The sequence below is a fragment of the Miniphocaeibacter sp. genome (assembly GCF_049276255.1).
GTDB lineage: Bacteria > Bacillota > Clostridia > Tissierellales > Peptoniphilaceae > Miniphocaeibacter.
This window is the reverse complement of sequence record NZ_JBASWB010000073.1, coordinates 16,428-29,989: the sequence shown is the minus strand read 5'-3', so window position 1 is coordinate 29,989 and position 13,562 is coordinate 16,428. Positions and strand designations below refer to the sequence as shown.

Annotated in this window: 15 protein-coding genes, 1 tRNA gene and 1 other RNA gene; 3 read left to right on the top strand and 14 right to left on the bottom strand. The window is 30.7% G+C overall.

From position 1 onward, the window contains the following. Positions 1-5: 5 nt before the first annotated feature. From WAO56_RS09915 to polA, 10 genes are all read right to left on the bottom strand, one after another. A complete protein-coding gene (locus WAO56_RS09915) occupies positions 6-839 on the bottom strand; it encodes an RnfABCDGE type electron transport complex subunit B (RefSeq protein WP_422143477.1) in 834 nt (277 codons plus the stop codon). 9 nt (positions 840-848) lie between these two features. After that, positions 849-1,433 carry an electron transport complex protein RnfA gene (locus WAO56_RS09910; RefSeq protein ID WP_422143478.1) on the bottom strand — a complete coding sequence of 195 codons (585 nt, stop codon included), beginning with the start codon at positions 1,431-1,433 and terminating at the stop codon, positions 849-851. Between the two features lie 2 nt (positions 1,434-1,435). Continuing rightward, on the bottom strand, positions 1,436-2,053 hold the full coding sequence (gene rsxE / locus WAO56_RS09905) for an electron transport complex subunit RsxE (RefSeq protein ID WP_422143479.1): 618 nt from the start codon (positions 2,051-2,053) through the stop codon (positions 1,436-1,438). A 10-nt stretch (positions 2,054-2,063) separates the two neighbouring features. Next, a complete protein-coding gene (locus tag WAO56_RS09900; RefSeq protein ID WP_422143480.1) occupies positions 2,064-2,645 on the bottom strand; it encodes an FMN-binding protein in 582 nt (193 codons plus the stop codon). Further along, entirely contained in the window at positions 2,645-3,601 is a 957-nt protein-coding gene (locus tag WAO56_RS09895) for an RnfABCDGE type electron transport complex subunit D (protein WP_422143481.1), read from the bottom strand. Before WAO56_RS09895 ends, WAO56_RS09900 begins: the two co-directional genes overlap by 1 nt. 11 nt (positions 3,602-3,612) lie before the next feature. Next, positions 3,613-4,938, bottom strand: a complete 1,326-nt coding sequence (gene rsxC / locus WAO56_RS09890; protein ID WP_422143482.1) for an electron transport complex subunit RsxC — start codon at positions 4,936-4,938, stop codon at positions 3,613-3,615. A gap of 29 nt (positions 4,939-4,967) precedes the next feature. Beyond that, a tRNA-Leu gene (locus WAO56_RS09885) sits at positions 4,968-5,053 on the bottom strand. A 25-nt stretch (positions 5,054-5,078) separates the two neighbouring features. After that, positions 5,079-5,729, bottom strand: coding sequence for a lytic transglycosylase domain-containing protein (locus WAO56_RS09880; RefSeq protein ID WP_422146349.1), 651 nt, complete (start codon positions 5,727-5,729; stop codon positions 5,079-5,081). Beyond that, on the bottom strand, positions 5,704-6,327 hold the full coding sequence (gene coaE / locus WAO56_RS09875) for a dephospho-CoA kinase (protein ID WP_422143484.1): 624 nt from the start codon (positions 6,325-6,327) through the stop codon (positions 5,704-5,706). Before coaE ends, WAO56_RS09880 begins: the two co-directional genes overlap by 26 nt. Further along, positions 6,314-8,959, bottom strand: a complete 2,646-nt coding sequence (gene polA, locus WAO56_RS09870; protein WP_422143485.1) for a DNA polymerase I — start codon at positions 8,957-8,959, stop codon at positions 6,314-6,316. The genes coaE and polA overlap by 14 nt, the downstream gene beginning before the upstream one ends. 105 nt (positions 8,960-9,064) lie before the next feature. Here polA and ssrA point away from each other — a divergent pair. The 3 genes from ssrA to WAO56_RS09855 all read left to right on the top strand — a co-directional run bounded on the left by ssrA (position 9,065) and on the right by WAO56_RS09855 (position 10,715). Further along, positions 9,065-9,417: a transfer-messenger RNA gene (gene ssrA, locus WAO56_RS09865) on the top strand. A gap of 193 nt (positions 9,418-9,610) precedes the next feature. Continuing rightward, complete coding sequence (locus tag WAO56_RS09860; protein WP_422143486.1) at positions 9,611-9,871, top strand: hypothetical protein; 261 nt, start codon at positions 9,611-9,613, stop codon at positions 9,869-9,871. Positions 9,872-9,905: 34 nt separating this feature from the next. After that, the gene (locus WAO56_RS09855) at positions 9,906-10,715 is read left to right on the top strand and encodes a glycosyltransferase family 8 protein (RefSeq protein ID WP_422143488.1); all 810 of its coding nucleotides are present in this window, start codon (positions 9,906-9,908) and stop codon (positions 10,713-10,715) included. 104 nt (positions 10,716-10,819) lie between these two features. Here WAO56_RS09855 and WAO56_RS09850 read toward each other — a convergent pair whose 3' ends face one another. The 4 genes from WAO56_RS09850 to WAO56_RS09835 all read right to left on the bottom strand — a co-directional run bounded on the left by WAO56_RS09850 (position 10,820) and on the right by WAO56_RS09835 (position 13,557). Further along, positions 10,820-11,356, bottom strand: coding sequence for a DUF308 domain-containing protein (locus tag WAO56_RS09850; RefSeq protein WP_422143489.1), 537 nt, complete (start codon positions 11,354-11,356; stop codon positions 10,820-10,822). Between the two features lie 104 nt (positions 11,357-11,460). Further along, positions 11,461-11,862 (bottom strand): PTS sugar transporter subunit IIA, encoded by a 402-nt coding sequence (locus tag WAO56_RS09845; protein ID WP_422143490.1) that lies wholly within the window; start codon positions 11,860-11,862, stop codon positions 11,461-11,463. 14 nt (positions 11,863-11,876) lie between these two features. Continuing rightward, on the bottom strand, positions 11,877-12,686 hold the full coding sequence (locus tag WAO56_RS09840) for a PTS system mannose/fructose/sorbose family transporter subunit IID (RefSeq protein ID WP_422143491.1): 810 nt from the start codon (positions 12,684-12,686) through the stop codon (positions 11,877-11,879). Further along, complete coding sequence (locus WAO56_RS09835) at positions 12,673-13,557, bottom strand: PTS mannose/fructose/sorbose/N-acetylgalactosamine transporter subunit IIC (protein ID WP_422143492.1); 885 nt, start codon at positions 13,555-13,557, stop codon at positions 12,673-12,675. The genes WAO56_RS09840 and WAO56_RS09835 overlap by 14 nt, the downstream gene beginning before the upstream one ends. Between the last annotated feature and the right edge of the window lie 5 nt (positions 13,558-13,562).

Sequence of the window (13,562 nt, the reverse complement as noted above, 5' to 3'; positions counted from 1 at the left end):
AAAACTTAATTATGAACTAAATCCTTTTTAATATCAAATGCACCTTCAAAATCTTTAATTGAATTTTGTGGACACTTAACAACACACATGCCACAATTTATACAAACATCTTCATCAATATAGGCCAAATTGTTTTTAACCTTTATTGCATCTACTGGACAGTTTCTTTCACATATTTTACATCCAATACAACCAACATCACAACTTGGTCTAACATCTTTACCCTTGTCTAAACTATTACAAAGAACAGCAACCTCTTGATCATAAGATATTAATTCAATTAAATCCCTTGGACAAACTGCCATACATAATTCGCAGGCTGTACATTTTTCTTTGTCAACTTTTGCAATACCATCAATAATATGTAAAGCATCAAATTGACATTGTTCAACACAAGTACCACAGCCAAGACAACCATAGGTACATGATTTATGACCTCCCTGTAGTGCTTGGTCTGCCCTACAATCAGGAATTCCTATATAATCAAATTTATCCTTTGCTACTTCCCTAGTTCCTTGACATTTTACATATGCAACCTTTTTATCTGCCGCTGAAGCATTTGCTCCTAATAATTCAGCTAATCTTTCTGTTAGGTCTGCTCCTCCTACTGGACACGCCGATAATGATGCACCTTCATATATAATTGCATTAGCCAAACCGTCACAGCCAGGAAAACCACAGGCTCCGCAGTTTGCTCCAGGTAGCTCATTTCTTACTGCTTCAACCCTTTCATCTACAGGAACATGAAAAACATTTGAAGCAAAACCAAGAATTATAGCAAAAATTATTGCTAAAACCCCTAAAACCCCTACGGCAATTAAAATACTGTTTAAATCCATAGCTACCTCCTATACTAAACCTGAGAAACCTAAAAATGCCATTGCCATTAAACCAATAGCTACTAAGGCAATAGGTACTCCTTTAAAAGCTTTTGGTACGTCTGCAAGTTCTAGTTTTTCTCTAATTGCTGATAATAAAACTATAGCAATGAAAAATCCTATTGAAGAACCTAAAGCAGATGCTACTGTTTCTATTAAATTATAGCCTTCTTGAATATTTGCAATTGCTACTCCAAGTACAACACAGTTTGTTGTTATTAATGGTAAATAAACACCTAATGCACTATATAGACCTGGTGTCATTTTCTTTAAAACCATTTCGACAAATTGTACCAATGTTGCAATTACTAAAATGAACACTATAGTTTGTGTATATTCTAATTTAAGTGGAACTAATAAAAAATACTGTATAGCATAGGTTACAACTGAAGCTATTGTAATAACAAATGTTACAGCAAGTCCCATTCCTGCAGCAGTTTCTGTTTTTGTAGAAACCCCGATTAGAGGACAAATACCTAAGAATTGGCCTAGTACATAGTTGTTTACAAGTATGTATAATACCAATATTTTAAAAATACTTGATAATAATTCCATTCTTAATTATCCTCCTTTGCTTTCTTTTCTTTTTTGCTAATAATAAAATTAAAAGCTGCTAATATACAACCTAGAAGTATAAATGAACCAGGTGCTTGAGCAATAATTCCTATAGGTTTAATTGTTTCTCCAGATAAAAATTCAAATCCTAAAATAGAACCTGCTCCTAATACCTCTCTGAAAAACGCTAAAATAGTTATAACTACTGTATATCCAATTCCATTTGCTATACCGTCTATTACTGATAATAAAGGTCCATGACTATTAGCAAAGCCTTCAGCTCTTGCTAATATAATACAGTTAACAACTATTAACGGTATAAATATTCCCAGTGCATCATATAGCGGTGGTAAATAGGCCTTAATAACCATATCTACAACTGTAACAAATGTAGCAATAACAACTATATAACAAGGAATTCTTATATCGTCTGGAATGAAATTTCTAAGTAGTGAAATAACAAGATTTGATAAGGTTAAAACCACCATTAAAGATATTCCCATTCCTAAAGCATTAATTACAGATGTACTAACACCTAAAACAGAGCATAATCCTACAAGTTGAATAAGTACCGGATTGTTTTTTATTATTCCGTCTTTAAATAGTTTCTTAATACTCATAATTCCCTCCTTATATTCCTAGCTCTGATAAAGCTTTTACAGCTCCGTTTAATCCACTAAGAATACCTTTAACAGATATAGTCGTCCCTGATATTGCTTGAATATCATAGTCCGTACTAGGATTTGACGCTGATACTATTTCTTGATCTATTTTATTTCCTACAACAGATGAAACGAATGGTTCTTCTGCAACTTGAGAACCAAATCCCTTTGTTTCAGAGGATACTAAAACTTTGTAGCCTAATATTGTAGCTTCTTTGTCTACTCCTATAACAAAAGTAATAGGTCCACCATAGCCTTTCCCGTTGACTTTAAATACATAACCAACTTCTTCCCCACCGGAATAGGCTAAAACAATGTCCTCTACATTTTCATTTCCCTCTACAACTTTAGTATATATATCTTTATCGGTTTCACTTAAAGATTTAAAATCATCAGCTGTTTCAAATACCTCTTTAAGAGAGTCACTATATTCTTTAGCTTCCCTTTCAGTAACAATAGGAGATGTCATTCCATTTACTACAGCTAATACTGCTGTTGCAACAGCTGTAATAACAAATAATTTAACTGCTAAAACCACAGTATTTCTCATTATTTCCTACCTCCTTTTCCATATGCCTTAGGAGTTGTAAGTTTTTCTATTAATGGTGTAGCTACATTCATTACTAAAATAGAATAGGAAACACCTTCAGGTAAAGACCCAAATACTCTAATAGCTGCTGTAATTAAACCACAACCTAGAGCAAATACTATTTGTCCCTTTTTACTTACAGGTGCTGTTACATAATCTGTAGCCATGAAAAATGCCCCTAAAATTAATCCACCGTATAAAACTTGATCTAATAATTTATTTGCAGGAATTCCAAAAGCAAATAAAAATACTACAGTTGATAATATGTATACCAAAGGTATTCTAATTGATATAACTTTTCTTATTATTAAATATAATGCCCCTATTAATAAACAAACAGCAGAAACTTCCCCAATAGTTCCTGGCATTTTTCCTATAAATGCATCCATTAAAGTAACTGCTTCACCGCCACCTAATGGTGTTGCTGTTGCTACTGCATCTACACCTGGTGCAACAAAATTAGCCATTTCCTTTGGCCAAGAAGCCATTAAAGCAGCCCTTGCAGCTAATGCAGGATTCATAAAGTTACTACCTATTCCACCAAATAATTGCTTAACTACTACTATTGCAAAAAAACTACCAAATGCCACCATGTAAAATGGCAATGTTGACGGTACATTAAAAGCTACTAATATACCTGTTACTACTGCCGATAAATCCGTTATTGTACTTTCTTTTTTCGTTATTTTTTGAAAAACAAATTCAGATAAAACTGCTGCTGCTACTGAAACTAAAACAAGCATTAATGCTCTTAATCCAAAAAAATAAGTCCCAGCAATTAAGGCAGGTACTAAAGCAATCACTACATCTAACATAATTCTAGAACTAGTTTCAGAAGATCTTATATGTGGTGTTGCTGACACAGTTAAAATATTATCGAAATTTGTTTCACTTACTTTTATATTTTCCTTATCCACAATATCCCTCCTTACTTTTTAGTTGATGCAGCTCTAAGCTCTCGTTTCCCATGTCTAATTGCTTCTACTAATGGACGTTTTGAAGGACATACATATGAACATGAACCACATTCAATACAATCCATTATATTAAGCTTTTCAGCCTCTTCAAATCTATTATTTAGTACATTTTGTTGTAAATATAAAGGCATTAAATATACAGGGCAAACATCTACACATTTACCACATTTTATACATGCAGTAATTACTGGAGGTTTTGCCTCTTCTTTATTCATAACAATAATTCCACCATTTGCCTTTAAGGTTGGAGAGTCTATTGTAAATTGAGCTTCCCCCATCATAGGTCCACCTATGATTATTTTTCCTGGTTCTTCCTTAAATCCACCACAATATTCTAAAACTTCTTTTAATGAAGTACCAACTTTTACAAGTAAATTTTTAGGGTTAGCAATAGCTGATCCAGTAACGGTGACAACCTTTTCATATAATGGCTTTCCCAAAATTACCGCATCATATATTGCTGCTGCAGTACTGGAATTTATTACCTGAACACCTTCTTCTGTACTTCTTAAAGAAGATGGCATTTTCATTCCAAGTATTGAATCTATAAGTCTTCTTTGATCCCCTTGAGGATATTTGGTTTTAAGTACACTTACTTCAATACCATTAAGCTTTTTAGTCTCCTCTGAAACCCTCTTAATGGCTTCCGGCTTGTTGCTTTCAATGCCTATGTAACCGTTTGGAGCTCCCATGGCCTTCATTACTATATCTAAACCTACAACTACCTTTTCAGGATATTCTTCCATAGTAACTTGATCGCCAGTTAAATATGGCTCACATTCTGCACCATTTACCAATACATAATTTATTGTATCCTTAGGGTTTTTGTTAATTTTTACATGGGTAGGAAAACCTGCTCCACCTAATCCGACAATTCCCGCTTCCCTTACTCTTCTAACTATTTCCTTTGGTTCAAGCTTTGTATAGTCATCATTATAAGGTTCATAACCTATTTCATTTTTACCATCGGATTCTATAACTATGGCCTTAGTTTTAACGCCACTTACAGTTGTTATTTCTACAATCTTTTTTACAACCCCACTTACACTTGAATGTACTGGAGCAGTAATTGTAGCATCAGCATCACCGATTTTTTGTCCAACTTTTACTTCATCACCAATTTTTACCAATGGCTCACAAGGAGCTCCTGTATGTTGATGAAGTGCTATTGTAACAGTCTCTACATTTGGACCAGTTTCAATTGAATATTTGTTTGTTAATTCTTTAAAGTCGTGCATATGAACTCCGCCTTTAAAGGTTAACTCTCTACTATCCATAACACCCCTACCTTTCTATTTTTACATACTGGTGCAGAGAAAGGGATTTGAACCCTCATGAGTTGTCCTCACTACCCCCTCAAGATAGCGTGTATACCAATTCCACCATCTCTGCATGCTGTATATAATACATTATTATATCAAATTTTTCTAAAAATTACTATTAAATCCTTTATCTGAATAAAATAGTTGTTTAGCCAAGTTTTTGGAGATTTCTGTATACCATCTTCGAGTTTTGTATCTCCATAAAGCTTTTTATATGCCTCGTAATTATTATTTACTTTAACAATATAGTATCTGGCTTCATCAATTGGTATATTTTCCAATCCCTTACCATTTTTACCAACTATTTCAGTATCAATCCATTCTTGTACATTTCCCATTCCACCATTGTAAGCAACAATTGCTAAATCAACGTCTTTAAAATGGTTTATTAAATAGGATAAATAATATGTTCCTATTTTAATATTTGATTCTGGATCTTTTAACATACTTTCATCATAGTCGATTTTCATTTTCCCTGTTACCCATTCAGCAGTTTCGGGAACAAGTTGCATTAGTCCAACGGCATTCATATGGGACTCTGCGTCTGTCCTAAAGTTACTTTCCACTTTAATAACCGACAATACCAATAATGGATCTACATTATATTCTTCAGCATACTTGTTTACATACTCCATATATTCTACAGGTCTGCTGGATGTTCCATAAGCTACTACTGCAAAACTCGCTAAAATTGCAACTATTATTAAAGCAATTAGTAGCTTAAATAATTTTTTTATTACTTTCATCTAGTTTCTCCGCCATTAAAAAATTTTCTATTTTTAGTCTAAAGTCTTCCATACTTCCATTATTCTCTATAATGTAGTCTATTTTCTTGGAAAATTTATTTGTATTTTCAATATTGTCTACTAAAACCATAGCTTCTTCTCTGGTAATATTGTTTCTCTTAATTAATCTTTCTATTTGTAATTCTTTTTCAATTGTAATTAATATTAATTTAAAGTCATTTGTTCTTTTAAGCAACTCTTTTTCTACCTTATAATATAAGGGAATTTCAATAAAAATATTCTCTTCACTTTTGGAAATATATTCAACAATTCTATCTAGTACCTTAGGATGTACTATGTTTTCCAATAATTGTTTTTTCTCTTTATTGTTAAAAACAATGTTGCCCAATAACTTTCTGTTAATATTACCATCTACTAGAATAGTATTTCCAAAATTAAGAGTCAACTGTTTTTTAATAAAATCTTCATTATATAATTCGTGAACTATTTTATCTGCATCTATTACTTTAAAGCCTTTTTCTCTTAAAATATTTGAGAAGGTGCTTTTTCCTGAACTAATGGTTCCGGTAATAATAAATACTTTCTTATTTTGATTCATACCAGCTATCGCCTATATTAATATCCACTTTTAAATCTACTTTTAATTTTACTGCATTTTCCATAATTTCTTTTAATAATTTAGTAACCTCTTCCAATTCATCTTCTGTAGTTTCTATAATTAATTCGTCATGGACTTGTAAAATTAATTTAGATTTTAAATTTCTTTCTTTTAACTTATTATAAACTTCAATCATTGCAATTTTAATAATATCTGCTGCCGAGCCTTGTATAGGAGTGTTTAAGGCTACTCTTTCACCAAATCCTCGAATATTGAAGTTTTTAGAATTAAGTTCTGGAATATATCTTCTTCTATGCATAATTGTTTCTACATAGCCTTGTTCTTTACCAACTTCTACAATTTCTTCCATGTATTTTTTAATGCCTTTGTAGGTGTTTAAATAGTTTTCAATATATTCCCTTGCTTCTTTTCTCGTTATATTTAAATCTTGAGATAAACTATAATCCCCTATTCCATATACAATTCCAAAATTTACCGCCTTAGCATTAGATCTATCTAATGATGTAACCTTATCAAAATCTACATTAAAGACTTCTGAAGCTGTTTTTCTATGAATATCCAAACCTTCTTTAAAAAACTGTAACATTACTTCGTCATTTGCAAGATGGGCAAGTACCCTTAATTCAATTTGAGAATAATCGGCATCTACAAGTTTTTTACCTTCTCCTGCTACAAAAGCTTTTCTAATAAGTCTACCTTCTTCGGTTTTTACTGGAATATTTTGTAGATTTGGATCAATAGAACTAATTCTTCCTGTAACAGCTATAGTTTGATTAAAGGTAGAATGTATTCTTCCATCTTCTCCAATTAATTTCAAAAGTCCGTCTATATAAGTAGTAGTAAGTTTTTTTACAGTTCTATAACGTAAAATTCTATCTACTATTTCGTGACTTCCTTTTAATTTATCAAGTACTTCTGCATCAGTTGAATATCCTGTTTTTGTTCTCTTAATTACTGGTAGTTGTAATTTGTCAAAAAGAATCTCCCCTAATTGTTTAGGACTATTAATATTAAATTCCATTCCTGCATCTTCATAGATTTTTTCTTCTAATTCTTGTATTTCTTCATTGAATTTATTACCTAAGTCCGTTAAATAATCAGCATCTACTTTAAATCCTTCAACTTCCATACTAGCTAATACTTTAATAAGAGGCAGCTCCACATTAAAGTATAATTCATGCATCTGTCTTTCTTCAATGATCTCTGTCAAATTACCTCTTAAATCTTCAGTAACAGACATATACATTGCTATATATTTGCCTAATTGCTCTTCTTCAATTTCCTTGAGCTTTTTCTTTTTCTTTCCCTTTCCAAATATTTCCTCATTTGAAAACAAGTCTCTATTTAAATAGAGTTTCGCTGTTTTATCTATTTCATATGAATTTTTAGAAGGGTCAATTAAATATTCAGCAACTGTTAAGTCCTCATAAGGAGCCTTTAAATCTATACCATTTCTAAGTAAGTAATATATATCAGATTTTAAATCATAACTTAATTTAGTAAAGGCTTCATTTTCAAAAATATCTTTAAACTCCAGTAACTCTTCTTCATTTTCCAGTAAATAAATATATACTTTATCCTCACCTATTATTTTGAAAGCAAATATTTCAGGTTTACTGTGAATATAATTACTACCATTATAAAATAGGTGAAAAACAAAATCTTTTTTACCATTCTTTAAGTTCTCTAATATTTTTGATGGATTATTTATAAAAATATATTCAAAATCATCTTCATATTCAATTTCTTCTACTGGTAACTTCTTTATAAAGGTGCTAAACTCTAATTTTTCATACTTTTCTTTTAATTCCTCGTAATTCGGTTCCTCTATTTTATATTTTTCTATATCTATATCCATTGGAACTTCTAGGAAAATAGTACCTAATTTTTTACTTAAATATGCTAGAGTCTCATTTTCCTCTAATTTCTTTTTCAAGGCCTTACCGGAAATATTATCTATATTAGCATATACATTTTCAATAGAATCATATTCACGTATAAGCTTTAAGGCCGTTTTTTCTCCAACACCTGGTACACCTGGAATATTATCTGATGGATCTCCCATTAAACCCTTTACATCTATTAATTGAATTGGTTTTAATTCATATTTTTCCTCTACCAATTCCTCATTATATTCATCTACATCAGTAATACCTCTTCTAGTTAATAAAACTTTTATATTTTCATCAACTAGTTGTAAATAGTCCTTATCTCCAGTAACTAATATAGTGTCATAATTTTCTTCCTGGGCTTTTTTAGCTAAAGTACCAGCAATATCATCTGCTTCATAGCCATCCTGTTCTTCAAATTTAACATTTAAAGAGTTTAAAATATCCTTTAATATTCCAAACTGACTGCTTAATTCAGATGGTGCCTTATCCCTATGACCTTTATAGGCCTCATAGTCCTCATGTCTAAAAGTAGGAGCTGATTTATCAAATACTACACAAATATTGTCCGGCTTATATTCATCTACTACCTTATAATACATATTTAAAAAACCATAAACCCCATTTGTAAAAATTCCATCTTTAGTTGTAAGATTTCTTATTGCATAAAATGCTCTAAAAATTAAACTAGAGCCATCTATTATCATAAATTTTTTATTCATCCTGTCCTCCATACAAACTCTATTATAGTATATACTTTAATGACTTGTAAAACTAGCCGTTAATAATAGAATTTTTCACCTAAAAATGTTATAATAGGTATACACGGGGATGACACTGGTTTCGACGGGGATATTGAATCTGGAATAGCGAGCCGTTTTCGTCTAAAAACGTTAAACATGGGCAAATAAATATAAACGCTGAAGATAATAATTTAGCATTAGCTGCTTAATAGCAGCCTAATAGTCCATTTAAGCTTTCTCGCCGCTTAAATCTGACTTCATAATTAGCGAGAACGTTAGTTGAGAATTCTTCGACTCAACTTCCTATAAGAAGATACCCGATACAATAATTTGTTAATTGTTTAGTGTTGAGGGGAAAATAATACAATTAACTGCGCTCGGAGAGATTCCCTTGGATATATTTTCGGACGTGGGTTCAACTCCCACCATCTCCACCATACATATTATTGGTGTTGAGATAATAATAAAATAAATTTCCGATTAAATATATGATATCTTAAATCATAAATAAAAATGGCATGGACTTTTAATCTCCATGTCTTATTTTTTATAATTTTATATAAATTTATTATAAGCTTAAATCATGTATGGGAAATAAGATTTATTACTACAAATTTATGGAGGTTTTTTATGTATAATTTAAAAAATGATTTAATAAATAAATTAAAGGAAAGAGTAGACTATGAAATAACCGATATTAGCTTCCTTGACGATAGTGACAACACAGAAATTTTTATAGATGATGCAATTCATCAAGAAGTTGCCAGTTTAGGTTTAGATTACGAAGACGAATACGAGTTTTTAGATGAGTATGAAGATGATATAAAAGAACAAATTAGAAATTATATGTATGAAAAATCTCAAAAGCATAAGGAAGACGATCTAATCTAATAAAATTTAAATCTAAGGCTTAAGGAGGAATATTATGGCAGATAAATTAGATATTTTAGTTACCTTAGATGAAAACTATCTTAATCCACTAAAAGTCATGCTTACATCTATTTACTTTAATAATCCAAATGAAAGTTTTAATATTTGGCTTATTCATGAAATAATCCCAAAAGAAAAACTAGATAATCTAAGAAAACTAATAGATTTTTTCCACTGGGAATTAAATGACATAAAAATAGATAATAATTTATTAAAAGATGCTCCTACTAAAAAACAATATCCTAAGGAAATGTATTTTAGATTACTATCCGGAGAAATAATACCTAAAAATATAAATAAAATACTCTATCTTGATCCTGATATTCTCGTTATTAATCCCTTAATTGATTTATGGAATACAGATTTAAACGATTATATGATAGCTGCTTCTACTCATACAGGCATAACCGATATTACTACAGAGATTAATAAAATCCGTCTAGGAAATGACAATAAGTATTATAACTCAGGAGTAATGTTAATGGATTTAAGAAAAACCAGGGAAGTAATTAATTTAAAAGATATTACAAATACTATTAATAAATATGGTAATCAATTATTATTACCTGATCAAGATATTCTTAACTATTTATATAGTCAGTATATTAAGGAAGTAGCTGAAGAAATCTGGAATTATGATACAAGAAAATACTTAAGCTATTTTACACGAAGTTTAGGTGAACATAGTCTTCAATGGGTTATGGAAAATACATCTATACTTCATTTTTGTGGCAGACCAAACCTTGGGAGCCAAAAAGTAACAGTAGGTTTACTGCCCTGTATCTTAATTATAAACAATTACTAAATAGAATAGAAAACAACTATTAATATATTTTATCTTAAAAGAAAAAACCCTAAAAATTAAACTTATAAGTTGATTTTTTAGGGTTTTTCTAACTCTTAACAAGATTAATATTCTCTTTCTGCAAAAGCTTCAATTATATTTAAAATTCCAAAAATCATAAAATAGGAACCTACTAAATAAGTTATTGTTAATGCAGCACTAAATGGATTCTTTAGTAGTAATATACCTATAATTATCCCTAATATATTTATAACTACCTTAAACCAATAGTAACTATTGCTAATTATTTTTGCTAATCCGCTATTTAGTAAGCCTTCTATTGACCTAATAATAAACCAAAAGGCAAATACATATGGTAGGGCTGCTGCACTTCCATATAAATTAAATAGTAGTAAGATTCCTATAAGTAAATTTATTACACCTATTACTGTTATAAATGTAGAGCGGTATCCTGTTACTTTTCTAATTCTTCTCCTAAGAAAAAGTTGGAAAACACCATCAGATAAGGCCGAAATTCCAAATATCATAACTATGGCCAGTAAATTAACTGTTGGGTCTTTAAAAGCAATTAAAGAAGCAATAATAAAAATAATACCAATAATAAGATTTTCCCAATTGAATTTAGCTTTTCCTCTTGTCATTTTATCATCTCCTATTAATGATATACCCTATAATTTATACAATAAAAAATTCAAGATATATTTCTACATCTTGAATTTTTCACTTTACTTATTATGTTTTTTTATTATAGTTCATCATCATCATTTGATTCTTCTAATATTTCATTTACATAATGTATACTATCTTTAGCATTTTTCCTTACATCTTCAGCTGCTAGTTCAAAATCATTGGCTATAAAATCTATAACCATTGGCATATTCATTCCAGTAAATATGTCGAATTTTTCACCGGACATTATTAACTCTGATACTGTATTACAAGGAGTTCCTCCCATTAAATCAGCTAACACTGTGAATTTATCTAATTTTTTAGTAACATCTTTAAATTTATTTAGAAAATCTTCTTTTCCTTCAGAAGCTAATAATGATACAGTATGTATATTATCTTGAGGTCCCATTATCATTTCAGTACTATTTTTCAACTCTTCACAAAGTATACCATGACTAATTAATATTAAATGATTCATAAACTTTTCCTTTTCTATTTACTAATTATGCCTAAAGCAGATAGTGCTATAGATACTACTAATACTATAAATATCGCTTTTGTTGAGGTCATCTTTTTTTTGCCTAGTAACTTATAAACAGAAAATACTATTGCTGCAGGAAATATTCTAGGTAAAATCATATCCAAAGTATTCTGTATATTAATAGTTACATTTCCAATTTGAGGAACTAGTGAAATATTAACATTTACCATAGTTGCAACTAATCCACCAACCATAAATACTCCTAATAATGTTGCTGCATTAGTTAAAGCATTTAGTTTGTTCTGCATAGTTGTTACTAGGGTAACACCTTCTTTATAGGCAAATTCTAATTGCTTCCATCTAAAAACAACTATTACAAATTGTGCTATCATCCATATAATACAGCCAAGTGGGTTACCAGCTATGGCCATAGCTGCTGCCAAGGCTCCAAATATTGTAGGAATCAATGAACCGAAGAGAGAATCACCAATCGCTGCCATTGGTCCCATAAGCCCTACTTTAAGACCCTGAACAGTTTCTTTTGCCTGTATACCTTCTTTTTCTTCAATAGCTAAATTAATACCTGTTATTAAAGTATTTACAAAGTTACTAGTATTGAAGAATTGGGAATGGGTTTTCATCATTTCTTTAAGTTCTGGAGTATCATCGCCATAAATCTTTCTTAATTGAGGAAGAATAGTATAAAGATATCCTGAACCTTGCATTCTCTCATAATTCCAACCCCATTGAATAGCAAATAAGTTTCTAATATTAATCTGTTTAAAATCTTTTTTTGTTAGTTTATTATTAGAGTTCGTCATCTTCTACCTCTCCTTCATTTGAGCTTTCGGCTTTCTCTACTACTTTAGGTAGCTCTATATCCCTCTTGTATTGTAATATTGCAAAGGCAAATCCTATTAAGGCTATTGCTAACATTGGTAAAGCATTGAAATTTCCTGCAAAGTTTTCTACTACTTCTGCAACACCACTACCTAATAATTGCATTCCTGAAAATACTGTTGTTAATAGTGCAGTAATTACAAATCCTAAAATCAAGTATGGTAAGTGTTTTTTTACTGGTAAGTATCTAAGTAAAATAGCAAACCCTACTGCAGGTAATACCGCTCCTGCTACAGATAATCCATCTCCTAGCCATTTTAAATTACCATTTAGAACAGCAACTATTTTTTCTACCATTCCTCCACCAAAAGCTAAGGCTAGAAACACTGGCAATGCTCTAGATAAAAACCAAGGAAGTATGCCTAGTAAGAAATTCCTTTCAATACCCTTATAGTCCATTTTTTCAATTTTGTTATCTATTCTATGTGCAAAAAACGTGTTACAGAAACGTCCCAAAATATCTGTTTGAATCATTAAACTGGCTACTGGAACAGCTATTGCAGCAATTGCTTGTTCTGGATTCATACCTATACCAATAGAAAAAGCTGTTGCTAAAATAGTTCCAGAGTTAGCATCAATTTTAGAAGCTCCACCAAAAGTACCAACTCCCAATACTGTTAATTGCATACTACCACCAATAAACAAACCTGCTCCAACATCTCCCATAACAATTCCAGTAATTAATCCTGCCCATACAGGTTGACTTATAGAAGTCCAGATTCCAAGTTCATCTAAAATTTGCCACCCTGCGTATATTGTTAATATTAAAATTTGCCACCAAGCTATACTCATTTTAT

Bases quoted from the DNA above. Each gene is read 5' to 3' on its own strand.
- WAO56_RS09845 (WP_422143490.1), bottom strand. From the start codon at position 11,862: ATGAATCATTTAATATTAATTAGTCATGGTATACTTTGTGAAGAGTTG.
- WAO56_RS09840 (WP_422143491.1), bottom strand. From the start codon at position 12,686: ATGACGAACTCTAATAATAAACTAACAAAAAAAGATTTTAAACAGATT.
- WAO56_RS09880 (WP_422146349.1), bottom strand. From the start codon at position 5,729: ATGAAAGTAATAAAAAAATTATTTAAGCTACTAATTGCTTTAATAATA.
- coaE (WP_422143484.1), bottom strand. From the start codon at position 6,327: ATGAATCAAAATAAGAAAGTATTTATTATTACCGGAACCATTAGTTCA.
- WAO56_RS09910 (WP_422143478.1), bottom strand. From the start codon at position 1,433: ATGGAATTATTATCAAGTATTTTTAAAATATTGGTATTATACATACTT.
- rsxC (WP_422143482.1), bottom strand. From the start codon at position 4,938: ATGGATAGTAGAGAGTTAACCTTTAAAGGCGGAGTTCATATGCACGAC.
- WAO56_RS09915 (WP_422143477.1), bottom strand. From the start codon at position 839: ATGGATTTAAACAGTATTTTAATTGCCGTAGGGGTTTTAGGGGTTTTA.
- rsxE (WP_422143479.1), bottom strand. From the start codon at position 2,053: ATGAGTATTAAGAAACTATTTAAAGACGGAATAATAAAAAACAATCCG.
- WAO56_RS09860 (WP_422143486.1), top strand. From the start codon at position 9,611: ATGTATAATTTAAAAAATGATTTAATAAATAAATTAAAGGAAAGAGTA.
- polA (WP_422143485.1), bottom strand. From the start codon at position 8,959: ATGAATAAAAAATTTATGATAATAGATGGCTCTAGTTTAATTTTTAGA.
- WAO56_RS09900 (WP_422143480.1), bottom strand. From the start codon at position 2,645: ATGAGAAATACTGTGGTTTTAGCAGTTAAATTATTTGTTATTACAGCT.
- WAO56_RS09835 (WP_422143492.1), bottom strand. From the start codon at position 13,557: ATGAGTATAGCTTGGTGGCAAATTTTAATATTAACAATATACGCAGGG.
- WAO56_RS09855 (WP_422143488.1), top strand. From the start codon at position 9,906: ATGGCAGATAAATTAGATATTTTAGTTACCTTAGATGAAAACTATCTT.
- WAO56_RS09850 (WP_422143489.1), bottom strand. From the start codon at position 11,356: ATGACAAGAGGAAAAGCTAAATTCAATTGGGAAAATCTTATTATTGGT.